General features: G+C 40.6%; 19 protein-coding genes. 12 read left to right on the top strand and 7 right to left on the bottom strand.

Annotated elements, in window-relative coordinates; all coding sequences use genetic code 11:
- Window positions 1–10: 10 nt before the first annotated feature.
- Complete coding sequence (gene smrB / locus QUE86_RS12790) at window positions 11–568, bottom strand: endonuclease SmrB (protein WP_130052001.1); 558 nt, start codon at window positions 566–568, stop codon at window positions 11–13.
- A gap of 101 nt (window positions 569–669) precedes the next feature.
- On the opposite strand from smrB, the gene prmB reads away from it, so the two are divergent.
- Together prmB and aroC are read left to right on the top strand one after the other, a co-directional pair.
- Window positions 670–1,605, top strand: a complete 936-nt coding sequence (gene prmB, locus QUE86_RS12795) for a 50S ribosomal protein L3 N(5)-glutamine methyltransferase (protein WP_130052000.1) — start codon at window positions 670–672, stop codon at window positions 1,603–1,605.
- 65 nt (window positions 1,606–1,670) lie between these two features.
- Entirely contained in the window at window positions 1,671–2,768 is a 1,098-nt protein-coding gene (gene aroC / locus QUE86_RS12800; RefSeq protein WP_130051999.1) for a chorismate synthase, read from the top strand.
- A gap of 68 nt (window positions 2,769–2,836) precedes the next feature.
- Here the strand turns inward: aroC and QUE86_RS12805 are convergent, their stop codons facing one another.
- Window positions 2,837–4,843 (bottom strand): fused MFS/spermidine synthase, encoded by a 2,007-nt coding sequence (locus QUE86_RS12805; RefSeq protein ID WP_286257646.1) that lies wholly within the window; start codon window positions 4,841–4,843, stop codon window positions 2,837–2,839.
- Between the two features lie 130 nt (window positions 4,844–4,973).
- Here QUE86_RS12805 and QUE86_RS12810 point away from each other — a divergent pair, with 130 nt between their 5' ends.
- Window positions 4,974–6,977, top strand: coding sequence for a winged helix-turn-helix domain-containing protein (locus QUE86_RS12810; protein WP_286257648.1), 2,004 nt, complete (start codon window positions 4,974–4,976; stop codon window positions 6,975–6,977).
- Window positions 6,978–6,990: 13 nt separating this feature from the next.
- Here QUE86_RS12810 and QUE86_RS12815 read toward each other — a convergent pair whose 3' ends face one another.
- Window positions 6,991–7,830, bottom strand: a complete 840-nt coding sequence (locus tag QUE86_RS12815; protein ID WP_130051996.1) for a LysR family transcriptional regulator — start codon at window positions 7,828–7,830, stop codon at window positions 6,991–6,993.
- A gap of 101 nt (window positions 7,831–7,931) precedes the next feature.
- Between QUE86_RS12815 and QUE86_RS12820 the strand changes: the two genes are divergently transcribed.
- The 8 genes from QUE86_RS12820 (at window position 7,932) to QUE86_RS12855 (ending at window position 19,553) form a co-directional block, all read left to right on the top strand.
- Window positions 7,932–8,582 carry a glutathione S-transferase family protein gene (locus QUE86_RS12820; protein WP_167657971.1) on the top strand — a complete coding sequence of 217 codons (651 nt, stop codon included), beginning with the start codon at window positions 7,932–7,934 and terminating at the stop codon, window positions 8,580–8,582.
- Window positions 8,583–8,757: 175 nt separating this feature from the next.
- Window positions 8,758–9,921 carry a GGDEF domain-containing protein gene (locus tag QUE86_RS12825; RefSeq protein ID WP_167657972.1) on the top strand — a complete coding sequence of 388 codons (1,164 nt, stop codon included), beginning with the start codon at window positions 8,758–8,760 and terminating at the stop codon, window positions 9,919–9,921.
- Between the two features lie 109 nt (window positions 9,922–10,030).
- A complete protein-coding gene (locus QUE86_RS12830; protein ID WP_286257659.1) occupies window positions 10,031–12,472 on the top strand; it encodes an HD-GYP domain-containing protein in 2,442 nt (813 codons plus the stop codon).
- 121 nt (window positions 12,473–12,593) lie between these two features.
- Window positions 12,594–15,770, top strand: a complete 3,177-nt coding sequence (locus tag QUE86_RS12835; protein WP_286257661.1) for an HD domain-containing phosphohydrolase — start codon at window positions 12,594–12,596, stop codon at window positions 15,768–15,770.
- A gap of 90 nt (window positions 15,771–15,860) precedes the next feature.
- On the top strand, window positions 15,861–16,430 hold the full coding sequence (locus tag QUE86_RS12840) for an elongation factor P hydroxylase (protein ID WP_286257664.1): 570 nt from the start codon (window positions 15,861–15,863) through the stop codon (window positions 16,428–16,430).
- Window positions 16,420–17,562: an ATP-NAD kinase family protein gene (locus QUE86_RS12845; protein WP_286257666.1), complete on the top strand. Its 1,143-nt coding sequence runs from the start codon at window positions 16,420–16,422 to the stop codon at window positions 17,560–17,562. Before QUE86_RS12840 ends, QUE86_RS12845 begins: the two co-directional genes overlap by 11 nt.
- Before the next feature lie 2 nt (window positions 17,563–17,564).
- Window positions 17,565–17,843: a YfcL family protein gene (locus QUE86_RS12850; RefSeq protein ID WP_130051989.1), complete on the top strand. Its 279-nt coding sequence runs from the start codon at window positions 17,565–17,567 to the stop codon at window positions 17,841–17,843.
- A 150-nt stretch (window positions 17,844–17,993) separates the two neighbouring features.
- Window positions 17,994–19,553 (top strand): AbgT family transporter, encoded by a 1,560-nt coding sequence (locus QUE86_RS12855; protein WP_130051988.1) that lies wholly within the window; start codon window positions 17,994–17,996, stop codon window positions 19,551–19,553.
- A 128-nt stretch (window positions 19,554–19,681) separates the two neighbouring features.
- Here the strand turns inward: QUE86_RS12855 and QUE86_RS12860 are convergent, their stop codons facing one another.
- The 3 genes from QUE86_RS12860 to QUE86_RS12870 all read right to left on the bottom strand — a co-directional run bounded on the left by QUE86_RS12860 (window position 19,682) and on the right by QUE86_RS12870 (window position 22,488).
- Window positions 19,682–21,502 carry a DEAD/DEAH box helicase gene (locus QUE86_RS12860; protein WP_130051987.1) on the bottom strand — a complete coding sequence of 607 codons (1,821 nt, stop codon included), beginning with the start codon at window positions 21,500–21,502 and terminating at the stop codon, window positions 19,682–19,684.
- A 147-nt stretch (window positions 21,503–21,649) separates the two neighbouring features.
- Window positions 21,650–21,913, bottom strand: a complete 264-nt coding sequence (locus QUE86_RS12865; protein WP_054553185.1) for a GrxA family glutaredoxin — start codon at window positions 21,911–21,913, stop codon at window positions 21,650–21,652.
- 116 nt (window positions 21,914–22,029) lie between these two features.
- Complete coding sequence (locus tag QUE86_RS12870) at window positions 22,030–22,488, bottom strand: TlpA family protein disulfide reductase (protein WP_233786794.1); 459 nt, start codon at window positions 22,486–22,488, stop codon at window positions 22,030–22,032.
- 329 nt (window positions 22,489–22,817) lie between these two features.
- Here QUE86_RS12870 and QUE86_RS12875 point away from each other — a divergent pair, with 329 nt between their 5' ends.
- Window positions 22,818–23,264: an Hsp20 family protein gene (locus QUE86_RS12875; RefSeq protein ID WP_130051985.1), complete on the top strand. Its 447-nt coding sequence runs from the start codon at window positions 22,818–22,820 to the stop codon at window positions 23,262–23,264.
- Window positions 23,265–23,327: 63 nt separating this feature from the next.
- On the opposite strand, the gene QUE86_RS12880 is transcribed toward QUE86_RS12875, so the two are convergent.
- On the bottom strand, window positions 23,328–24,878 hold the full coding sequence (locus QUE86_RS12880) for a cryptochrome/photolyase family protein (protein WP_130051984.1): 1,551 nt from the start codon (window positions 24,876–24,878) through the stop codon (window positions 23,328–23,330).
- Between the last annotated feature and the right edge of the window lie 44 nt (window positions 24,879–24,922).

A 24,922-nucleotide genomic window follows, 5' to 3' on the forward strand; every position in this document is an offset into this window, starting at 1 on the left:
CAAGAAGACGTTAGCGTCTGAATTCATCACTTTGTGGAAGGTTAATTAAAATAAGCACAGCACCTTTACCGCCAAATTCAAGAGGTGCTTGGTGCATAGCAATCACATCAGGGTGTTGTACTAAATATTGCGGCACCTTGTGTTTGAGTATGCGTTCACCAATGCCATGCACGACACAGGCACAATAGTAATGCTGCTTTTTACACTCATGAATTAAACCAGCCAGCTCATCTTTGGCTAATTCTTTATTTAAGCCATGTAAATCAAGGGTTAAATCAGGTGGGTAATCTCCACGACGAAGTTGCTTTGCCAAATAGCTATCATGACCAGGTTTGACATAACTCACGGTTCCATGAGTATCTATGTCAGGTACATATTCATCAGAAAAGAAAAATTCTGCCTGATGTTGCTTTTTTTGCTGGGAAAATTGTTTCGCTTGTGACACTTTAGGCTTATTGGTGAATCGAATAGTGTCTTGTTTAAATGCTTTGGCACCACTGATACTCTGACGAAATAAGTCAATATCGTCAGTGCTAATGTGATTGTTGGCGTGGGGATCTTTTTTCATGGCGGCAGTCTAAACAAAAAAACGCTAAAAATCGAGTAAAAACCAACTGAAAAGACGGTACAATACGCGTCAGAACAGACTTTGAAAGTTAAGGAACATACATGAACCATTTCCAGATAGAAGACGCAATTTTAGACGAGGCAATTGCAGAACTTTCAACGTTGCATGATTGGTTACGTTGGACAACCAGTCAATTCGCCAGCAGTGGTATTTTCTTTGGGCACGGCACAGACAACGCATGGGATGAAGCAGTTAGCCTTTTATTACCTGCACTAAGCTTGCCAATCGATGCACCTAAAGAGCTAATGCATGCGCGTTTAACCAGCACCGAGAAAAGCCGTTTAGCTGAACTAATTGCAGAGCGTATTAATGATTGTACGCCAGTACCATACCTGACCAACATCGCGTGGTTTGCAGGTATGCCGTTTTATGTTGATGAGCGTGTGTTAATCCCTCGCTCACCATTTGCAGAGCTAATTAATAATCGTTTTGCTCCTTGGTTAGAAGAGCCAGAGTCGGTAACGCGCATTCTTGATTTATGCACTGGCTCAGCATGTATTGCCATTGCCCTTGCACAAGCATTTGAAGATGCACAGGTTGATGCGGTTGATATTTCTTACGAGGCGCTAGAAGTTGCTGATATTAATATTAGCGATTACATGCTGAATGACCGCGTACTGCCAATTCAGTCAGACGTGTTTAGTGGTGTTCCGGGTCAAAAGTACGATCTGATCGTAGCTAACCCACCTTATGTTGATGCTGAAGATATGGCTGATTTACCACGTGAATTCCATCACGAGCCAGAGCTTGGTTTAGCATCGGGACATGATGGTCTTGATGTGACTCGTACCATTTTAGCGGAAGCCGCAGAGCATCTAACTGATAACGGTTTGTTATTTGTCGAAGTTGGTAACTCTATGGTACATATGGAAGCGCTGTACCCGGGTGCACCATTTGAGTGGGTTGAATTCGAACAAGGTGGCCTTGGCGTGTTTGTAATCAGCAAACAGCAGCTTGTGAAGTATTTCGCAGATTAACAGCATATTTTAAAAGCCGAGCCTGAGGGCTCGGTCTCAGTAGTCATTAGGAATGAGGAAAGTTAATGGCAGGTAATAGCATCGGACAACTATTTAAAGTGTCCACCTTTGGTGAGAGCCACGGCGTTGCATTAGGCGGCGTTGTAGATGGCACACCAGCAGGTCTTGAAATTAGCGAGGCCGATTTACAAATTGATTTAGACCGTCGCAAGCCGGGGCAAAGTCGTTATACAACACAGCGCCGCGAAAGTGATGAAGTAAAAATTCTTTCTGGTGTATTCGAAGGTAAAACCACAGGTACTAGCATTGGTTTACTGATTGAAAACACCGATCAGCGTTCAAAAGACTACGGCAAAATCGCTGAAGTGTTTCGCCCAGGTCATGGCGATTATACCTATTGGCATAAATACGGTATCCGTGATTATCGAGGTGGTGGTCGCTCCTCAGCCCGTGAAACGGCTATTCGTGTAGCGGCAGGTGCGATTGCGAAAAAATACTTAAAACAGTTTCATGGTATTGAAATTCGAGCATGTTTGAGCCAACTAGGGCCAATCAAAGCCGAAGACTATAACTGGGATGAGGTGGAAAACAATGCATTTTTCTTTCCAGACACCAGCAAGCTAGAAGCGCTTGATGAATACATGCGTGACCTAAAAAAACAAGGCGATTCGGTAGGCGCTAAAGTTAAAGTGGTTGCTAAAAATGTTCCTGTAGGTCTTGGTGAGCCAGTATTTGATCGCCTTGATGCAGAGCTTGCACACTCATTAATGAGTATTAATGCGGTAAAAGGCGTTGAGATTGGTGATGGCTTTGATGTGGTTGAGCAAAAAGGCTCTGAGCACCGTGATGAGTTAACCCCAGATGGTTTTACATCAAATCACGCAGGTGGTGTACTTGCAGGTATCTCGACAGGGCAAGATATCATTGCCTCAATCGCCCTTAAGCCAACTTCAAGCATCACCATACCGGGCAACAGCATTAATACTAGCAACGAAGCGGTAGAGATGATCACTAAAGGACGTCATGACCCATGTGTAGGTATTCGTGCCATTCCTATCGCTGAGGCGATGATGGCGATTACCTTAATGGATCACTTATTGCGCCAACGTGGTCAAAACCCACATGTTAGCCATGAACATGGACCAATCAAAGGTTCGATTTAAGCGCAGCTTTAAACAAAGTAAACGCAGTTAATAAGCGCGATAATATCATCGCGCTTTTTTTATGCCTGTTAGAATTTTAATAAGGGGAGTAGGCTATGTTTGCTATCAGTCCACATTGCCAGCTCGTTATGTGGGTAGCGTTTAATGGGCGACAAATCACTGATAGATACACGATTTAAAAAAGCCTGATTATCAGTTAGCACCACCCAGTCTGAGCCTATGTCTGATGGGCTATGGCCTTGATAGCTAAACTTTAACATAGCCTTATTGAAGTGTTGGCTATGTGCCTGTAATACAGGCAGTAAGTCGATATGATTATTTGAAATATGCACAATCAATACGCCATTTTCATTGAGCCTCTGCCAATAAAGTGACATTGCTTCTTGGGTTAGCAAATGCGCAGGAATTACATCACTTGAAAACGCATCAATTATTAAGACATCAAATACTTCGTTTGCATTATTTTTTAGCGCAATACGACCATCCCCTAAGCTGACTGTGAGCTTGGCTTCACTGTTTTCAAGATATGAGAAATAACGTTTTGCCATCTCGTATACAGCAGGGTTTAACTCAAAAAAGTGAATACTATCCTGTTGGTCTGCAAAACGAGCTAATACGCCTGCACCCAAACCAATCACGCCAATGTTTAGTGCGCTGTGTTGCTTTAGTATGGCAAGTGATTTAGCGACACCAGTATGCTGGTGGTAATAACTTTGCCCAAACTGTTGGCTTGGATTTAGTGGCTCTGAGCCATGAATCGTGGTGCCGTCAATTAAGCGCCTTTCTTTTATTGATTGAGTGTTTATATCTTTAACCGCTAAATAGCCATAAAAGTTGCGGCTAGTCGCAACGTTATATTGGTTAAAGTTTACCGCTAAAAAACAATAGCATGCTAACCAAGTAACTGAGCTGGTTGCGAGAGTGAATTTGAGCTGTTTTGTCTTTGTTTTAGCTTTTATTTGGTAGTAACACACAAAACTAAAAATAACCGCTAATGTAAGTAAATACTCGTCAATCTGGACAAATAGCAATGGGGCAATGAGCGTACTGAAAAGCGAACCTAACACACCGCCAAGGGCGATATAAAAATAAAAAACGGTAAATTGCTCGTTTTCAGGGGCTTTGTTTCTCAGCTCACCATGACAGACCATACCGGCGGTTAATAGAATCATGCTGTAAATTATAAGCTGGGCTAGGGCATTGAATAAGCTGCCAAAATAAAACATCAGCAGGCCTGCAAAAGCCGAAAATATAAACGCATATGCCCAGACATGACGCTGATAATTAGCTTTGTTGGCAAACGTATAACTAAAGGTGAGCAAGTAAATTAAAAGAGGTAACGACCAAAGTAATGGCATGGGGGGAATATTAGTGCTGATCATATGCGTGGTAGATACCAACATGGCTGAGCTTAAGGCACTTAATAACAGCCATTGACCTTTACCTTTTAATAGTGTGACAGGCCTAGTCTGAAAAGACTCTCTTGATAAATCGGGTGCTTTTTTTAGTAAAAATATTACTAGAAGTGCTAATAACAAGCAGTAGCTGATAAGTCCAAATAGCCAGTAGGTAGTTTGCTGCTCTAAAGAAAATAGTAATTCATAAACGAGCGGGTAGCTCATTAACGCCAGTAAAGAACCCAAGTTTGAGATGGAATACCAATGGTAAGGCACCTGTGCTGAAGCAGTTTGCACATACCATCTTTGTAAAAGTACGCTGGTAGCGCTCAGTAGAGTAAATATTGGACCAATTTCTATAAATAAATTAACAAACACCGCAAGCGCAGGCGGCCAATTTGTGAGATTTGGGGCTGCAAATTCTGTCACAACAATGAGTGTGGCAAAGGTGACTAAAACTATATGGATGACTACCTGCAACTTAATATGAAAACGACCCATGTTATGCGCATAGAAATAGCCAATAAGTAACATGACTTGATAAAACACTAAACTCGCTGACCAGATAGAGGCACCACCACCAAATTGTGGTAGCAGTTGCTTTGAAAGCATCGGTTGGATTTGAAAAATTAAAAAAGCACTGATGAAAATAGTGAGCGTTGATAAATATTTATACATTGTTTTTATTACCTATTTTGAGATAGCAAAAACAATCCAATAGCCAGAGCAAAGTGACAATGGAGTAACCCTTGAGTTTCTCTTAAGAAAACCTTAATCTTTGATTCGTAAATATTTATTGGAGAAGTAAGTGGCGCGTTATCGAATCGGCAAGTTTGCAATTGATGAGAGTCGATGTTTAATTTCATCGCAAGATTATAAGCAAATAGTCGAGCCAAAGGTCATGGATGTATTACATACCCTTTATTTAAATAAAGGTGAAGTTGTAAGCCAAGAAGTAATCTTTGCAAAAGTGTGGCCTAATGCTACCTATAACCCCAGTTCGGTACAGCGTTGTATAGCATTGCTACGAAAAGCACTCCAAGAAGATGCCAAGAACCCACAGTTTATAATTACACACCCTAAGCGCGGTTATAGCCTTGAGAAAGTAACACAGGGGCCAGGCAAAAAATTAAAAGCGCAACATGTTCTGTTGCTGTTTGTTTTACTAGTTAGCTTTATTGCTATTGCGTGGCAACTAGTGCCTAAACAACAAGATACTGCTTACTTTACTCAGTTGATGCCACTCACTTCGAGTGAACTAAATGAAGCTAATTTGTCACTTTCATACAGTGGTAAGTACCTTGCTTTTGTTCGAGGTAATAAAGGAAGTCAGCAGATTTGGATTAAAGAGCTTGCGACTGAGCGAGAAGTGAGGCTGACTGAAGATGCTGCAAGCTACTACGCTTTGGGGTGGTCGACCTCCGATAATGCGATTGCATTTGTGAAAAGTACAGAGCAGAAACAACATCTAAACACTATAAGCATTGATTTATCTAAATTTCAGCCATTAGAACAAGCGACTGTGAGTGTTTTTAATGACACCGTTTTAACCAGTCACCACATCGATTGGCATGTTGATAAGCTGCTCTATTACATAGAAAAAGATAAACTAAACAACGATACTCGACTCGTTTCACTTAACTTAGAATCTAAACAAAAGACACAGTTACTAGCTGCTACACAGCAAGATTGGTTGCTCGTTAATGCGTTATCGAAAGATGGTAGTAAAGTCGCGATGGGGATTGAGGCTGGGCAAAATAAATACCGTATTGATGTACTCGACCTTGCCAGTAAAAAAATACAAACTATTGCTATCATAGAAAACGGTATTCAAGGGTTAAGTTGGCACCCGAATAATCAAGCGCTATTAATTAGCCAACGAAATCAGCTTGTAAATCTAGATCTTGATGGTGAGCTTCAGCTAATTTCATTTAATAATTATCAAATAATTCGTGATGCCCAGTACACACCAGACGCTGAAGCCATTTTGATGGAGTTAGTGAATGTTGATGTAGATATTGTTAGCCAAACACGTGCTAACCCTGACACTCTGACCAAACTCGTAGATACCTCATCAATCGACTTTCTACCCGTGTTTTCGCCAGACTCAACGAAATTTGTTTTTGAGTCTCATCGTTTTGGATTAAAACAATTATTTTTATACGATAGTGGCAAGCAAACGCGCATTTTTGCTAACCCTGATAACCATGAGTTATTTGGCATTGTTTGGAGCCAAGACGCACGGCAGGTTTACACCGCAAGTAAAGATACACTGTTTAAAATTGATTTAAACAGTGGCACTTATGAAACAATACCTCATGGAAATCACTCTTTTTATTTGAGAGAAATGTATCACAATGAAGACGCGATTTTAGTTTCGTATCGAGCAGAGGATGGACAGACGTTTCATCCAGCAAAATTCGATTTAACAAGCTTAACGTTGACACCATTCACAGGCTCAGGGAAACGTTTAAGCTGTTATGGTATGGATTTAGATGAGCAAGATCAGATCTACTTCTCAAATAGCAATGAAGTGTTTCGAGTTAATACCCGTGGAAATATAGAAACTGTTTGGCAAGCAGCTAGCAATGACATTATTGGTATATCTGTTAGTAACCAGCAATTAGCAGTAACAATGGAGCATGCAGATACAATTAATTTCCAGCGTATCGATTTGGCAACTGCTGAAACAGAAAGTTGGCAGTTAACACAACCTAAGCAACATATGTTGATCAACAGTGCTCATGATTTAAAAGAGTTTTTATATCTTACAGAACCTTATAGAACTCGTAAGTTAGTAAAACTTCAGTAGCTTGATATGTTCTTTACGTCTTAATCAACTCCACAAGCTGCTTAAGCTGTTCATGATTGAGTGGATTGTGGGCATGATTACCGTACAACAGTACGATATCAATCATAGGCAGTACTGGTAACGAATTATCGCTGATTTCTTCCAAACCTTTTTGCATGCTTATTCGCGCCATGCTGCCGATTGCCAACCCTTGTTCAATTAAGCCATGTAATGCACCTGCTGATCCACAGCAGGCAATAATATTAAAACGACGCTCGGTTTTTAAGAGACCTTCAATACTGGCTTGGTGAAACTTACAGTCTCGTTGAAACAGGGCAATAGGAAGTGGGGTTGAATCTTCAATCTCAAAAGCGGGGCTTTTCACCCATACGCCTTGGCTTGATTGCAATAAGTAACCTTCTTCGCTGTCTGGTGAGCGAGTGGCAACAACTAAATCGAGCATACCTTGGTCTAGTTTGGCTCTAAGCTCAGAACTTGGGGCGCAGCTTATCTGTATATCTAAGGCATCAAACTGTTGGTGTAGGGCACAAACAAGCTGTGGTAGCAAAGAGTGGACATAGTCGTCAGGACAGCCGATGCGCACACGTAAATTGCCAGTACCTGCTTTTAATTGTTTAAAGGCTTCATCATGAAGGGCTATCAGTTGCTTCGCATAACTTGCTAGCTGGTGGCCTTGATGGGTTAGCACCAGCTGACGACCTTGCTTTTCAAATAGTGAACTTGCGAGGTCCTGTTCAAGCTTTTTCATTTGCATACTTACCGCAGATTGGGTTCTGGAAATTTGTGCTGCAGCACGGGTGAAACTACCTGTATCGACGAAGGCGCAAAATGTTCTAAGGGCATCAATATCCATAATGTATCAGCTTTTCTTATAGGTACTATAAAAACAATTGGCGAGTAATTGCCCAATTGCTGTTTTATAGTGAGCCTAATCTAAACGTTAAAGGAAGTACAATGCAATTATTTATTGGCAATAAAAACTACTCAACTTGGTCATTGCGAGCGTGGTATTTACTAAGTAAATTCAATGTTTCTTTTAAAGAGCAACAATTGGTTTTAGATACGCCTGAATTTTATGAAGCATTAAAAAATAAGTTTCCCGTGCAAAAAGTGCCGGCACTTATTGATGCTGAGTTAACCGTGTGGGACTCACTCGCTATTTGTGAATACATCAATGATGCTTATCTAAATGGTGCCGCTTGGCCTAGTGAAATAGCCCAAAGAGCAAAAGCGCGCAGTTTAGCTGCCGAGATGCACTCTGGTTTTGCTGCACTTCGTAATGAAATGCCAATGAATATTCGTGCTAAAAGGCATGTTGAATTATCAGAACAAGCTAAAAAAGATATCGCTCGTATCGATGAGATATTTTCTTCTCAGCAACAAAGTTATCCTAATATGTGGTTATTTGGCGATTTCTCTATTGTTGATGCGATGTTCGCACCTGTAGTACTTCGTTTTAAAACGTATCAAGTTGAGCTATCGTGTGCTGCACAAACTTATTGCCAGCATCTACTTGCTTGCCCGGTTATCAAAATCTGGATTAGCGAAGCTCTTAAGGAAACAGATATCGTTGACTGTGATGAAGCAGGTGAGGAAATTAACTAGCCGATATTGAGAATTTCTAACTATTAATTTTATTGCCTATTATACTTTTGCGTGGGATTTTTTGGCATATTTTTATACAAAAATACTAGTTCAATTAATGAGCACACACACTATACTAGAGTAGTTGCTCTTTAATCGAACATCCCACATTTCCTTTCGTAGTAGGCATTTATTTATGGGCGCTTTTGCAGCAAAATTATTAAATCAAGATATGACAATTGAGCGCTATGCCTGTCAATTTAAGTCGCTTGAGGTAGAGCATGTCTTTTTACAAAGTAAATTCGGTCAAGATAAAAAAATAGCACAATTTTTGTGCTGTACAATTGCATTAGTCACTGCGCTTGTAACCTTCTTCGATAAGATGATTATACAGGCTTCATTTTGGCCAGAAACCGCTTTAATCGGCCGAGCTATTATGGTCTCAGTTTGTATTCTTAGTGCTTTTGCTCTGAATTATATTAAAAGCATCCAGTCATTTCGTTTGGTGATATCTGTGTTTATGCTGTTTTTATTTTTGAACATGCAATTTATGGCTATCACTTATGAGCGTTTCTATATTTTGCATATGTTTTTTGATGTGATCATCTTGATCACATTTTATTTCTCGACCTTGGTTTCAATTAAGTTATCGGTATTTTTAAGTATTTCATATAGTGCTCTTGCTATCTCTGTTATCTATTTCAGTAAAGAAATATCTAACCACTCTTTTTACATGGTGGTTTTAGCGCATGTGGCAGCAAACTTAGCAGGTATGATCATGGCTGCTCATGAACATATTATCCGTAGAGAACTTTTTGTAAGGAACACCCAGCTTGCTCAGCTTGCCCATGAGATGAAAAGCCAAGCCCTTAAAGATGCCCTTACTCAGTTACCTAACCGTCGTGCTTTTGATAATGCCTATGAAGAATATCAGCGGATGGTTAAACAGCAGCAAGGTGAGTCCAAGCAAGTATGTGTTATTTTAGCTGATATTGATTACTTCAAACGTGTTAACGATACCCATGGTCACGAGGTAGGTGATGTTGTATTGCAGCGTTTTTCTGCTTTTTTAACTGACTCATTACGTTCCTCTGATGATGTATATCGATTTGGCGGTGAAGAATTTGTTATTGTGCTACCACTATGCTCAGTGTCAGATGCAACTGTTATTATTAATACTATGATCGCAAGGATGAATAGTGAAATGTGCGAGGTTGGTGAGTTATCTTTAGCAATACGTGCAAGTTTTGGCTTAACCGTAATGAAAGAAGAGGAGCAAAAGTCAGTTATCTCCAGAGCTGATGCTGCACTTTATCAGGCTAAAGATGCAGGACGGAATCAATTAGTTATTAAATTTTAATAGCCTAAATATAAGTACAAAATATGTACCTTATGCTCGTTTAAGTATAATCTTTATACATTCTTTTCTATTAATTTAATCTGAATTATTAGCAAGCAAGGAGTCGCGAATGCTAACACGCCAGGCGGAAGGCTATAAAATTTCAATTAGGGCAAGTGTATTGCTGGTTTTTGCCCTTGCTAGCTTACTCACCGGTATCGTGGCGATAAGTTTGCATTATTACTTTAGTGAAAAGTTATTACTGCAATCTAAATCAGAACAGTTCAAACAAACTAGTCAGCAAATAGCCGATCACATAACAAGAATCAATCAGCGTGCTGATAATACCTTAAGCGTGATGATCCACGACACTAGGCTATTATCAGAGAGCCAAAATAACAAAGAAATTTTACAGCAAGTGCTGATCGAAATTTTAACGCGTCATCCAGACTTTTATTCGCTAATTCTTGGTCATGCTAATGGTGAATTATTACAGGTTATTAATTTAAAAGGGTATGCAAAGCTTCCTCCATCAATCCAACTCGATGAAGACGATCATTGGTTAGTGTATCAAATTTCTGGGCAGGGGGGGGAGCGTAAGCAGGTAACCACGTATTTAGATGAGTCGTTGGTCATTCGTAAAAGAGACACCCAAACTACGGATTACGACCCACGGAATAGAGTTTGGTTTCTGGATGCAACGAGTGACTCTGTAACGAAAACAGAGCAGTATGTGTTTAAAGTACTTGAGGTACCAGGTTACACCTATGCAATAAAGTCAGCGCAAACAGGCGATGTATTAGCGATTGATATAGCCAGTGCAAGTTTGAATCACTTTTTAACCGACCAACAATCTAAAATGAAGCACCTTGTTGAAAGCGAAATGTATGTTTATCGGGGGAATGGTGAAATTATCGCAAGCAGTAAAAATCAAAGTCATCAGCATAGTTTTGCTGACCTATCTAAGTTAGTTAAATTGGATGAACAAAAATCAGGGCTTGCTAACAAAGAACATCAATTCGGCAAAATGTTAAATGTGCATGAAAAGGGCATAGAAAAATACATGTTTGTATTGCCGCTGCCGCTTAGTAGCGATATGCAATCAGATGAAGTTGATTATTTCACGGTGCTGGTATCTAAAGATGACGTGCTGGCGGTTATAAGAGATAAAATTCGTATTTCAATTTTAGTGACTGGTTTATTTTTAATTTTGCTGCTGCCAGTCTCTTGGTTTTTTGCCTCTTCAATCGTCAACCCGATTCTCAAATTAGTAGGTGAAAATAAAAAAATTCAGCAGCGAGATTATAATGAAGTTTCAACACTCTCTAGCCACATTTTAGAAATCCATTATTTGGCAAGTTCGATGGTGGATATGAGTCGCTCTATTGAGCAACATGAAAACTCACAAAAAGCCCTGATGGAGTCATTTGTAGAGCTTATCGCCCAAGCGATTGATGACAAATCACCATATACGGCAGGGCACTGTGAGCGGGTCCCTGAGCTGGGTATTTGGCTTGCTGATGCTGCGTCAGACTCAAAAAATGAGGCGTTTTCTGAGTTCAGCTTTAAAACGTCTGATGAACGACGAGAGTTTCGCTTAGCTGCGTGGTTGCACGACTGTGGTAAAATTACTACGCCTGAGCATATCGTTGATAAAGGCACTAAGCTTGAAACCATTTATAACCGTATTCATGAAGTACGTACTCGATTTGAGGTGCTGCTACGTGATGCAAAAATTACTTATTATGAGCAGTTATTAGCCCATCCTGAGCAGCAATCTGTGCTTAAGCAAACGCTTGACCAACGAACCAAAAAGTTACACGCAGACTTTAGCTTTATTGCTGCCTGTAATGTTGGTGGTGAGTTTATGGATGAAGCGCAGCTGTCTCGTTTACATGAGGTTGCTAGCATTAAGTGGCAGCGCCATTTTGACGCAAGTTTAGGTTTATCGCCCCTTGAAGAAATGCGCATGGCTGATTTGAAGAATCAGCATTTACCTGTCGAAGAGTCACTCCTGAGCGATAAGCTAAGTGATTTAATTCCACACGAAAAAGCCGTTGAGTACCCAGAAAGTTTGGGCATTAATATGGCGATTCCGGAGTATAAATATAACCTTGGCGAAGTGTATAACTTGTCGGTGGCGCGGGGCACGCTTACAGCGGAAGATCGGTTTAAGATCAATGAGCATGTGATCAGTACAATTCGTATGCTTGGTAGTGTGCCATTCCCGAAAGAATTAGCTAAAGTTCCGCGTTATGCATCAACCCACCACGAAACCTTAAAAGGGACTGGCTACCCACGAAAATTAACCGAGGAACAATTATCAATACCTGAACGTGTGTTAGTACTTGCTGATATCTTCGAAGCATTAACCGCGGCAGACCGCCCATATAAAAAAGCCAAACCTTTGAGTGTTGCTATTGATATTTTAGCGAAAATGGTTGATGACGATCATATTGACCGTGACGTATTTGAGCTCTTTTTAACTTCCGGCATTTACCTAAAATATGCAAAACAGTTTTTACATGAGTCGCAAATTGATTCTGTCAATTTAACAAAATATCTAAGGTAATTATTTGCTTATGCTTTAGGATAAAATTGCAGAGTTTTGTTTGTAATACAAAATTATTGGTGTATAAAAGATATACAAGCTAATATTACTAACGAACAAAGCATTGCAAGGAGATGCATAAGTGCTGGTATCTGCTTTTCAAAAACTTAAATCGAGAATTCGTTTTTCGATTCGCCTTACCGTTGTTGCCGTGTTCGTTTTAGCAACTTCACTAACAGCTCTCATTGCAATTAGTCTGCAATATTATTTCAGCGAAAAAATGGCTATAGAGGCCAGTGTCAAAAACTTTAATTTAGCCACAGGCTCAGTGGTTGATTACCTTGCAAGGGTGAATGAAAAGTCAGAAAACACGCTAAGTGTAATGGTTCAAAATAGTAGCTTGATCAGTGCCAACAGCGAAGATAAAAGTGAGCTGAGAAATGTCATGAGTGAAATCATGCAGCTCAATCCATTATTTTATGCGTTGTATGTAGGCTATGAAAATGGTGACTTTTATGAATTAATTAATTTAGAAAGCAGTGAAATAGTGCGTCAGCAGTTGCAGGCCATTGAAGCAGACCGTTGGGTGGTGATCCACATTAGCGGTGAAGGGGCAGAGCGTGTTCAGCATACTCATTATTTTGACCAGCAATTTAATTTACGTATCTCGCAAACCAAAGGCACCAGCTATGATCCGCGAGAGCGCTTGTGGTTTAAGCAAGCAAACTCAACACGCGTGAAAAAAACAAAGCCATATTTCTTTACTCACCTGCAAGCACCTGGGCAAACCTACTCAATAAAGTCAGCAAATGAAAATAGTGTGTTGGCGTTAGACGTTAGCTTGTCGAGTATTTCTGAATATTTGAGTCAACAGCAAAGTAAAATGAGTAGCCAGTATTTAAGTGAGCTGTACATTTACAATAAAGAAGGTGAAATTGTTGCCTCTAACCAACAAAAAAATAGCTTACTTTTGCCAAGGCTTGAAAAACTTCCCTTAACAGAACAGCAGCAAAGTGTATTGGCGAAGTACCCTTATTTGAGCGTTTCTAACGAAACTAATTGGCCACCAATGGACTTTAGTGTCGGCGGTAACCCGAAAGGCTATAGCATTGATTATATTAATGCCTTGGCTGAGTTGCTCGGAATTAAGGTAACTTTTATTAACGGTTTTACATGGACTGAGTTTTTAACTCAATTTGCAAAAGATGAAATAGATATTGTACAGCCTATTTTTAAAACCCCAGCAAATGAGTCGCTCGGTCTTATGAGTCAAACAATGGCAACTTTGCCGTTCAGTATCATTACTGCTAAAGGTTCAACACCGGTCGTTAGCATGAAGCAGTTAGCGGGCAAACAGTTAGCAATTGGTGAAGGCTGGTCGGTAATTAAAGTGATTAAAGTGCACTTTCCTGATATCGACATTGTTGAGCTGCCAAGTACCAAAGCGGTGCTCGATGCGGTAAGCCAAGGACGTGTGTATGCAGGGTTAGATAACGAAGCAGTGTTCAAATACACTCAAAATCAGTTTTTTATTGAAGGGATTCAATATAATCAGCTTGATAGTTATAGTCATGATCTCCTACCAGATACTCTGCATTTATTGTTTCATCCTGATGATGCAGAGCTAAAAGATTTAATTAATATGGCGATAGAGCAGCTCCCAAATTCGTATATTGCAGCACTAGAGCGTAAATGGTTAGGGAGCGATCCTAGTCAGCAATCACAAGTGATTGGCACAGTGCCATACCCTGAATTTCTTACTCTAATTACAGATCGGGCAAACTTCGCCCATTTACGTTTAATGACTCTAAATGGCGTTGAGAAGTACGTGTATATTACCCCTGTTTCAGAAGGGGGAAGCAATAGCGATTACTTAGCGATAGTGGTGCCCAAAGAGGGCGTATTGAGCTCTACCCGTGAAAAAATTAAGCTGTCTATTTTTATCACCGCGGCCTGTTTGATTATGGTACTGCCTGTATCATGGTTTTTTGCCTCACCAATTGTTTCGCCAATTAAGACCTTAGAGGGTGAAAATTTAAAAATTAAACACCGTCAGTTTGATCAGGTTTCAACGCTAAAAAGCAGTATTAAAGAAATCAATAATTTAGCCAACTCCATGGTGCAAATGAGCCAATCAATTCAGCAGCATGAGCAAAAGCAAAAAGCCTTAATGGAGTCATTTATTGAGCTTATAGCTCAGGCTATCGATGATAAGTCTCCTTATACAGCAGGACATTGTGAACGGGTACCTGAACTTGGGATCATGCTGGCCAAAGCAGCTTCAAATTCAAATGAGGATGCGTTTAAACAGTTTGCGTTTAAAAATAAAGACGAACTAAGGGAATTTAGCCTCGCAGCTTGGTTACATGACTGCGGCAAAATCACTACTCCAGAGCATATCGTAGACAAGGGCACAAAGTTAGAAACTATTTATAACCGTATCCACGAAGTGAGAACGCGTTTTGAGGTACTTTGGCGGGATGCAGAAATTGCTTATCTAAAAGACGTGCTAGTGTCACCTGAAAAGCAACCAGAGCTTGAGGCTGAACTTATTAAACGCCAAGCAGAGTTACGTAGTGATTTTTCGTTTATAGCAGCCTGTAATGTTGGCGGTGAGTTTATGGATGAAGCAAGCCTTGGACGTTTAGAGGCGCTTAGCAACATCACTTGGCAGCGAAATTTTGATGATAAAATAGGCCTTTCGCCAGTTGAAGAGTTAAGGGTTCAAAGCAATGATGAGCAATTGCCTGTCACTGAAAAGCTACTTTCAGATAAGCCTGAGCATTTGATTGCCCACGATAAACCTATACAGTATGACGAGCGTTTAGGGATAAAAGTAACCATTCCAGAATACAAGTATAATCTTGGCGAACTGTATAACTTACAAATTCAGCGCGGTACTTTAACAAACGAAGATCGATTTAAAATTAATGAGCATATTATCAGTACTATTCGGATGCTAGATAACGTCCCATTTCCTGATGAATTAGCCCGTGTGCCGCGTTATGCCTCGACCCATCACGAAACATTAAAAGGCACGGGTTATCCCCGTAAATTGTCTGCAGATGATTTATCGATACCTGAGCGTGTGTTAGTGCTGGCCGATATATTTGAAGCATTGACCGCAGCCGATAGACCTTATAAAAAAGCCAAACCATTGAGTGTTGCGATTGATATTTTAGCGAAGATGGTTGCCGATCAACATGTAGATGAAGATGTGTTCAAATTGTTCTTAACGTCAGGTATCTATCTTGAGTATGCAAAACGCTATTTAAATCCAGATCAAATCGATGATGTAGATATTGCGAAATACCTGTGATTGGAAGCGCTTGCTTTTACTTTAGGGGGAAAAGTCCGTACAATTCGCCTCGTTTTTAGTGACGCTTTTAACGAGATAAATTCAAGCCGTATGCATCAGATTGCTGACTTAATCGCTATTTTTGAAAACACCTTTTATCAAAGCCATAATACGCGTTTGATAAAGGGTGATGATGAACCTATATACCTGCCAGCTGATGAGCAAACGTCTTATCATCAAATTGTGTTTGCCCACGGTTTTTATGCCAGTGCCTTACATGAGATTGCTCACTGGTTAGTGGCTGGAGAGGCACGTAGATTAAAAGAAGATTATGGCTATTGGTATTGTCCTGATGGTCGTGATAAACACCAACAAGCTGAATTTGAAGCGGTTGAAGTAAAGCCTCAAGCTATTGAATGGGCGCTAAGTGCAGCAGCTGGTTTCGATTTTAATGTATCGGTTGATAATTTAAATGGTGAACAAACCTGTCGATTTGATTTTCAGGCTCGGGTTCACCAGCAAGTGTTGAGTTTTTTAGCAACAGGTTTTAATCAGCGCACTACAGCACTCCTCAAAGCATTGAGCGATTTTTATAATACCCCATGGCCATTAACGGCTACACAGTTTTCATGGCAGCGCGATTTTCAAAGCAACCCAGGAGCTTTATCTGATGCAGTTTAAATTAGGTTTGATTGTAAATCCGGTTGCCGGCTTAGGTGGCAGTGTGGCACTGAAGGGAAGTGATGGCGCAGATACCGCTGCAAGGGCGATGCAACTTGGCGCAGAGCCAAAAGCAAACTTACGCACCCGAGCAGCTCTTGAAGTTCTGCTTGCACATCAAGGCGACTTAACCATTTACACAGTAGACGGTGAAATGGGCGAGCAGACGGCGCGCCAGCTTGGTTTTAAAACTCAAGTGATTTACCAAACAAATGAAATCACCACCCCCGATGACACTGAGCAGGCTGCCAAGTTATTAGTTGAGCAAGGTGTCGACCTTATTTTATTTGCTGGTGGTGATGGTACTGCACGTAATATTTGTCATGCGGTTGGTGATAGCACCCCTGTGTTAGGTATTCCTGCAGGCTGTAAAATACATTCTGGCGTTTACGCTATTACTCCTAAAGCAGCAGGTCGCGTTGTCGAGATGCTAGTCAAAGGTGAACTCGTCAGCCTTGGCGATGCCGATGTTATGGATATCGATGAAGATGCATTTCGTGAAGGTAAAGTAAAAGCTAAGCGCTATGGTGAAATGCAAGTTCCGAGTGAAGTGCGATATGTGCAAGCAGTTAAAAATGGCGGTAAAGAAACCAATGAATTAGTGCTTGCTGACATTGCTGCCTATGTTGTCAGTGAAATGGACGAAGACTGCTTATATGTAATGGGCAGTGGTTCAACCGTGGCTGCAATAATGGAAGAGATGGGTCTTGAAAATACCTTATTAGGTGTTGATTTAGTAGCAGACCAAGAGCTAGTTGCGCAGGATTTAACTGCACAGCAATTACTTGAGCTCACACAAGGTAAAGATACTAAGTTGGTGATCACCTTAATTGGTGGACAAGGGCATATATTCGGCCGAGGAAATCAACAATTGAGTCCTGCACTTATCCGTGCGATTGGTCGCGACAACATTATTGTAGTGGCAACGAAAACTAAATTACAGGCCTTAAATGGCCGACCACTGATTGCCGATACAGGTGATAGTGAGTTAGACGATGAATTAAGTGGTTATATTCGCGTAACCACAGGTTTTAATGACCATATTATGTATGCAGTGGGTCATCAAGATGGGCTGCACCCAGAGGAGAAGTAACAATGATTTTAGTAAGTTATATTGATGCAGCGCAGCAATATTTTGATGATTTAGTCGATAAAGCAACTGACGACGAGCTATTTGCTGGTGGCTATTTGCGTGGTCACTTTGACTTAGCGGTAGGCTACGCACAAGTAGAAGAATTAAATTTATCGATTGATGAACTTAATAATCAAGTTGAATCAAGTCTGGTTAAAGCTTATCGCAATGGTGAGCTAAACGAAGAAGATAAAGAGCTCGTTGTGCGCCTTTGGGATGAGGTTAAAGCACTAGCGGTTTAGTTGAGTATTAAAATGAGTACTGTAAAGCGACCTGTGTCGCTTTTTTTACATCAAGTGATTACCTTTATTAGGGAATTCTATTAACTTAAAATTTACCTTAGAACTTAGATACGTTAAGGTTAACGAGATATTTTTCCAGGGAATTTGAAAATGAATAACAATAATGATGTGCAGGCACCAAGTGGTGCAATCGCACGTTTTCTGAATACGATTGAAAGGGTGGGCAACAAGCTCCCTGATCCTGCGATTATCTTCTTAGTCGCAATGCTGCTTATTTGGTTCTTATCTTGGCTCTTCTCGGGCACCACATTTGATGCAATCGACCCGCGAACAGGCGAAGCCATAGTTGTAAATAATCTATTAGCAGGGGATTCCCTTGCTACTTTCTTGTCTTCGATGGTGAAAACTTTTACCAGTTTTGCGCCACTTGGCGTGGTGCTTGTTGCCATGTTAGGTGTTGGTGTTGCTGAGCACTCTGGCTTTATCAACACTGGCCTTAAATTAATGCTAAAAGTAACACCTAAGCAGCTTTTAACACCCTCTATTATCTTAGTGGCGATTGTCAGCCATACGGCAACTGATGCCGGTTATGTATTAGTCATCCCTCTGGCTGGGGTCATTTTTTATGCTATGGGTCGTCATCCGCTTGCTGGTATTGCTGCGGCGTTTGCTGGGGTAAGTGGTGGCTTTAGCGCAAACTTTATTCCGTCAGGGATTGATCCGTTACTGCAAAGCTTTACCCAAAGTGCAGCACAAATTATTAATCCTGATATGGCGATTAATCCGCTTAATAACTGGTTTTTCACCTCTGCTTCAAGCTTATTTATTATCTTATTAGGCTGGTATATCACAGATAAAATTATCGAGCCGCGTTTACAAAACACGCCACTTGATGGTGATACAGAAGATTTACCTGCTTTTGATGAAGCGCGCAGTGATGAAAAACGTGCATTCTATATCGCAAGCACAGTGATGATTGTTGGCCTTGTATTACTTTGGTTTGTCTCTGCTCCAGCTGACTCAGCAATGCGAAGTAGTGATGGTTCTTTAACTAATTTCCGCTCACCGTTAATGCAATCAATTGTTCCACTTATATTCTTACTGTTTTGGATCCCAGGTGCAGTTTACGGTTTTGTAGTTGGTACATTCAAAAGTTCTAAAGATATGATCGATGCCATGAGTAAAGCCATGAGCGGTATGGCTTACTACATTGTTATGGCGTTCTTCTGCGCGTTATTTATTGCCGCATTTAGTAAATCAAATCTAGGTGCATTACTTGCTATTGAAGGTGCACAGCTACTTAAAGCGATGGCATTACCAAGTTCGGTGACTGTGGTAGGTATTATCTTCTTAACGGCGTTTGTGAATCTATTTGTAGGTTCAAGTTCAGCAAAATGGGCGCTGTTAGGGCCAATCTTTGTACCAATGCTGATGCAACTAGGTATTTCACCTGATTTGACTCAAGCTGCGTACCGTGTAGGTGACTCAAGCTCTAATATCATTACCCCACTGATGCCATACTTCCCACTGGTTGTGGTGTACTGCCAGAAGTATGTTAAAGGCACAGGTATTGGTACGTTAATCGCCATGATGTTGCCGTATTCAATCGCCTTCTTAATCGGTTGGAGTATCTTCTTACTCGCGTACTGGGGCTTAGGCATCCCACTTGGCCTACAATCAAGCTACGCATACCCAGCCATTGGCTCATAACGATTTAAGTAATAAAGCCTCAGCCACCCAGCTGAGGCTTTAAAAACTTTAGGCTGATAGCCTAACTTCAGACACAAAAAAACCTTGTCACTTTCATGACAAGGTTTTTTTATTGCTTACAGCTTTGATTAGTTCGCAGTGAAGCTCACTGGGCGACGCTCTTTACGTGGGCCGCCACGTTTTTCACCACGATCTTTGTCTTTGAAGCTACGCTTTTTGTCACCACGATCACCGCTTGGGCGTTCAGAGCGAGGAGCCGCAGGACCTTGGTCTTGCGTTAGCGTCATATTCATCGGACGTTTACAGATGAACACCTTTTGGAAGTGATCAAGCACATCTTTTGGCATGTTCTGTGGTAACTGTACCGTACTGTGACTGTCGTGTAAGCGGATATCACCAATGAATTTGCTTGAGATATCAGCTTCGTTAGCAATCGCACCAACGATATTTTTAACTTGTACACCGTGCTCACGACCAACTTCGATACGGTAAGTATCCATAGGGCCCATGCTGCGGCTATTGCGCTCACGTGGCTCGCGAGGTTTACGCTCACGTCCTTGACGGTCGCCACGCTCAGCACGATCACCTCGTTCGTTACGACGACGCTCGTTACGTTCGCCACGCGGTTGAACTTTAACTTCTTCAACCTTGATTGGTGATTGTTGCTGCGCTAAACAAAGTAATGCACCGGCTAAATCTTCAGCACTTAGCTCAAGCTTTTCTGCCATGTCAGCAGCTACTTGGTTAAAGAAAGTGATATCTTTGTTTTCAAGAGCAATAGTTAATTTGTCTTGAAGAGCTTTAATACGTTTTTCTTCAACTACTTTTGCTGTTGGTAAATCAACTTGTGCGATCTCTGACTTCGTATGACGAATGATATTTTTAAGTAAATAACGCTCGTTATGTTTTACGAAAAGAATCGCTTTACCTGTACGACCCGCACGACCAGTACGACCAATACGGTGAACGTAGGCTTCTGAGTCTTGTGGAATATCGTAGTTGATTACTAAGCTTAAACGGTCTACATCAAGACCACGTGCAGCAACGTCTGTTGCAATAACGATATCAACTAGGCCGTTTTTCAAACGGTCTACTGTTCGCTCACGTGCTTGTTGGTTCATATCACCATTAAGTGGTGCGGCAGAGAAACCTTCGCGCTCAAGTAATTCAGCTAACTGTACAGTGTCGTTACGTGTACGTACGAAAACAATTGCACCATCGTATTGTTCAGCTTCTAAGAAGCGAACGATAGCTTTGTTTTTGTGTACATGTGCATTCCAAAATACTTGCTCAACAGTAGATACAGTTGAGTTACGAGCAGAGATATGAACTTGCTCAGGCTCATTCATGTACTTGCTGCTGATATTTTGAATTTGCTTAGGCATGGTCGCAGAGAAAAGACATGTTTGCTTTTCACGTGGCGTTTTCTCCATGATGCTTTCTACATCATCAATGAAGCCCATGCGTAACATTTCGTCTGCTTCATCAAGAACAAGGGCTTGTAAGCTCTCAAACTTGATTGTGCCACGGTTAATGTGGTCAATTAAGCGACCTGGCGTTGCAACAATGATTTGCGCGCCACGACGAAGTGCACTTAGTTGGATGCTGTAGCTTTGGCCACCATAAAGGGCTAAAACTTCAACACCACGAGTATGCTTAGCATATTGTTCGAATGCCTCAGCTACTTGGATCGCAAGTTCACGCGTAGGCGTTAAAACAAGGATCTGTGGCTGCTTCACAGACGGGTCAATATTATTTAGTAACGGCAGTGCAAATGCTGCTGTTTTACCTGTACCCGTTTGCGCTAGTCCCAGTACGTCCTTTCTTTCTAGCAATAACGGTATACATTGAGCTTGGATTTCAGATGGAGTCTTGTAACCCAACTCTTCAACTGCTTTAAGGATTGCAGGAGAAAGATTTAGAGATTCAAACGTGACTGGTTCTGACATTAATACGCCTCAACGAATTTAAAGAGGCGCGCATTGTATAGGAAATACGAGGCAATTGCTTGTATAAATTACAACTAATTTGTATGTGGTTGATGTTGGTCATAATTTAATCAGTTTGAATTTGCCAAAATCAACCACTTTTACAATTTATTGATATAACCCTAAATTTTCTTTAGCGTATGCTTCGAATTCAGTGAAGCCACCAATGTGAGCTTGGTCAATAAAAATCTGTGGTACAGTTGGGCAAGGTTTGCCAGCAGACTGCTCTAGATCCGCTTTGCTGATGCCTTCTTTGATTATGTCAATATAACGATATTTAAAATCGTCACGCTCATTTGCAAGTTTTTCAGCAACATCTTTTGCACGAACACAGTATGGGCAGCCTTCACGGCCAAAAATTACAGTTAACATATCGCTCTCCTCGATGTGAATGTGTTTATCTAGTTGTTATCTTAACGAATAAAATGAATAAAAACAGCGCATAAAATCGATTGTACTATTCTGTTTTTCTCATCATAGTAATTTAGCTAATCAAGTGTCCGCATCCTAAGACCAAGTTCTGTTGAGTAACCCATAGAGTGAGCAGTAATAGCCAACTGTTCATCAATGACATAATAAGTTGGATAGGCACTTACTTTATAATCTTGACCCGTACTTTTACTGCCAAGTAACACTGGCATGGTCAGTTCTAGTGAATCGGTAAACTGTTTAACTTCAGCAATGTTTTGATAATCGAGGGCAATTGCTATGGCATTTAACTTACCTTGCTGATGGGACTTTTCTAAATTTGGCATGCTGTAGCGACAAATTGAGCACCAAGGCGCAAAGAAATACACCACTGTTTGCTTTCCTTGTAATTGTGCGATGGTCATCCGCTCTGTCGGGTCATTTAGCGTGGCTAAATTAAAATAGGGGGCAGGAGTTTTATCAGTTGAGAGTAAATTACGTTGCTGAAATGCGGTCACGGCATACACAACGACAGCCATTAACACGACATTTTTTAGCACACTGATAAATTTTTTTAAAAAAGTTGGATTTTTTTTCATTGTTATTTTGTACGTGTTTAGCCCTTTAAAATCAACTTATTCAGACCCGTTTGCGATGGTATAAATTTCATTTAATTTAAAAAAGTTGTAATTTTTTTTGCTAAAAATCTTGAAAAGATTTTGCCCGCCCATAGATAGTTTAGTGAGGACGCCTGATGGGTCCAAAACAAACTAAAGTAATTGAAATATATAATATTAATTTAACTTTGTTAGCGCTGGTTCTATAGAAGAGCACTAACAAAATATCGCTTAAATATGAGGATATAATTATGCGTACAGTAGACTTATCACCACTTTATCGTTCATTCATCGGTTTCGATCACTTAGCATCATTAATGGATGCGGCAGCGCGTACAGACAAGCAGCCAAGTTTTCCTCCATATAACATCGAAGCACTCGATAAAGACAAATATCGTATCACTATGGCTGTAGCAGGTTTTAGTGACAGTGAATTGACCATTGAGTCAGAAAATAACACTTTAAAAGTCAGCGGTACGAAAGCTGATAAAGAAGATAATGCTGAACGTAAGTTCATACATCAAGGCATTGCGGAGCGTAACTTTGAGCGTAAGTTCCAATTAGGTGACCACGTTAAAGTACTTGGCGCAGACCTTGAAAATGGCTTACTAAGTATCGATTTAGAGCGTGAGATTCCAGAAGCATTAAAACCACGCAAAATTGAAATCGGTAATGGTAAATTACTCGAAAACAAGTAATTCCCAACAGCATTGTTTCCCCTAGTTAGTTTTGCCGCCTCACTTGAGGCGGCTTTTTTGTTGTTACAGTTTATCTAAATTATCCAAACACCAGTTGGCACGATCAAGTGTGGCTTGCTGAACTGATTCATCTTGCTTATACCAGTTATTATAAATCATACCAATCCGTGGGTTTTGTGATAGTTGCTGTTTATGCTCTAACATAAAATGCCAATATAAACTGTTAAACGGACATGCATCATCAGTCGCTTTTTCTTTAATGTTGTAGTGACAGTGTTTGCAATAATCACTCATTTTATTGATGTAATTACCACTGGCAGCGTAAGGCTTAGTGGCAATTAAGCCACCATCAGCAAATTGACTCATGCCACGAGTGTTTGGCATTTCAACCCATTCAATGGCGTCGATATAAATCCCTAGATACCATTCATCTACTTCGCTTGGCTCAATAGCGGTTAATAAGCAAAAGTTACCGGTTATCATCAAACGTTGTATGTGGTGTGCATAAGCCGTTTGCAGGCTTTGTGAAATAGCATGGTGCATACAATTCATGTTCGTTTTGCCGTGCCAAAAGTAATCGGGTAGGGCACGCTTGGCATTTAAGGCATTTTTGCTTGCGTAATCAGGCATATTTTGCCAATAAATCCCACGTACATATTCACGCCAGCCGAGAATTTGCCGAATAAAGCCTTCTACTTGCGCAATATCAATATGTTGCTTTTCAAAGCTCGTTAACACTTGTTCGATGACCTGCATTGGGTGCAACATTTTAGTATTGAGGGCAAACGATAAACGGCTGTGATACAAAGACCATTGATACTTTGACTGGCATGTCATGGCATCTTGAAATTGACCAAAATTAACAAGCAAATGTTCACAGAAAAAATCGAGTAATTGTTTTGCTTCAGAGCGAGTGGTTGGCCAAATGAGAGTATTGCTACACTCGCCAAAGGTGTTTACTTTGTGCTTTTCTATCCGTTTGAGGGTTTGGCTAATATCATGACCAAAACACAAAGGTTCTGGGATTTCTTTAAGATCGCTCGGTTTTAACTTATTTCTGTTTTGCTGATCAAAATTCCATTTCCCACCACGAGGTTGGTTATTATCGTCCATTAATATATTAAATCGCTTACGCATAGCACGATAAAAAAACTCCATTTTAACTGGCTTATCTTGCTTAAAATACTGGTCAATATCATCGAAAGGTAGTAGAAAATGCTCCGAGTCAACGGCATTAACATTAAATTCGCTCTGCTTTGAAAATTCTACAAGTTGCTTTTTGAGGCGGTATTCGTCTGGATATTGATACTCAATATTTTGGCATCGATAGTGCTTTGCTAAACGGGTGAGTAGATCAGGTAATGTAGCATCATTTTTTGTGTCATCAAGTGTTAGATGTAGGCAGTTTAAATTTGCTTTTGTAAGTGCATTAGCAAAGTTTTCCATTGCAGCAAAGAAAGCGGCCACTTTTTGTAGGTGATGTTTTACATAGTCGGTTTCTTGTTTTAATTCGGCGATGACATACAGTGTGTCTGGTTGTGATTTATCTTTAAACCAACTGTGGCTTGCATTAAGTTGGTCGCCAAAAATAAATCTTAAGGTGGTGTATTGCACTTTTAATTACCTTTGCAGCAAGTAATCTAAGGTGTTACGAAACA

The organism is Pseudoalteromonas apostichopi, from assembly GCF_030297135.1.
Taxonomy (GTDB): Bacteria; Pseudomonadota; Gammaproteobacteria; order Enterobacterales; family Alteromonadaceae; genus Pseudoalteromonas; species Pseudoalteromonas apostichopi.

Excerpts from the sequence above, each read along its gene's own strand:
- smrB (WP_130052001.1), bottom strand. The coding sequence starts at position 568 with ATGAAAAAAGATCCCCACGCCAACAATCACATTAGCACTGACGATATT.
- prmB (WP_130052000.1), top strand. The coding sequence starts at position 670 with ATGAACCATTTCCAGATAGAAGACGCAATTTTAGACGAGGCAATTGCA.
- aroC (WP_130051999.1), top strand. The coding sequence starts at position 1,671 with ATGGCAGGTAATAGCATCGGACAACTATTTAAAGTGTCCACCTTTGGT.
- QUE86_RS12805 (WP_286257646.1), bottom strand. The coding sequence starts at position 4,843 with ATGTATAAATATTTATCAACGCTCACTATTTTCATCAGTGCTTTTTTA.
- QUE86_RS12815 (WP_130051996.1), bottom strand. The coding sequence starts at position 7,830 with ATGGATATTGATGCCCTTAGAACATTTTGCGCCTTCGTCGATACAGGT.
- QUE86_RS12820 (WP_167657971.1), top strand. The coding sequence starts at position 7,932 with ATGCAATTATTTATTGGCAATAAAAACTACTCAACTTGGTCATTGCGA.
- QUE86_RS12825 (WP_167657972.1), top strand. The coding sequence starts at position 8,758 with ATGGGCGCTTTTGCAGCAAAATTATTAAATCAAGATATGACAATTGAG.
- QUE86_RS12830 (WP_286257659.1), top strand. The coding sequence starts at position 10,031 with ATGCTAACACGCCAGGCGGAAGGCTATAAAATTTCAATTAGGGCAAGT.
- QUE86_RS12840 (WP_286257664.1), top strand. The coding sequence starts at position 15,861 with ATGCATCAGATTGCTGACTTAATCGCTATTTTTGAAAACACCTTTTAT.
- QUE86_RS12845 (WP_286257666.1), top strand. The coding sequence starts at position 16,420 with ATGCAGTTTAAATTAGGTTTGATTGTAAATCCGGTTGCCGGCTTAGGT.
- QUE86_RS12850 (WP_130051989.1), top strand. The coding sequence starts at position 17,565 with ATGATTTTAGTAAGTTATATTGATGCAGCGCAGCAATATTTTGATGAT.
- QUE86_RS12855 (WP_130051988.1), top strand. The coding sequence starts at position 17,994 with ATGAATAACAATAATGATGTGCAGGCACCAAGTGGTGCAATCGCACGT.
- QUE86_RS12860 (WP_130051987.1), bottom strand. The coding sequence starts at position 21,502 with ATGTCAGAACCAGTCACGTTTGAATCTCTAAATCTTTCTCCTGCAATC.
- QUE86_RS12865 (WP_054553185.1), bottom strand. The coding sequence starts at position 21,913 with ATGTTAACTGTAATTTTTGGCCGTGAAGGCTGCCCATACTGTGTTCGT.
- QUE86_RS12870 (WP_233786794.1), bottom strand. The coding sequence starts at position 22,488 with ATGGCTGTCGTTGTGTATGCCGTGACCGCATTTCAGCAACGTAATTTA.
- QUE86_RS12875 (WP_130051985.1), top strand. The coding sequence starts at position 22,818 with ATGCGTACAGTAGACTTATCACCACTTTATCGTTCATTCATCGGTTTC.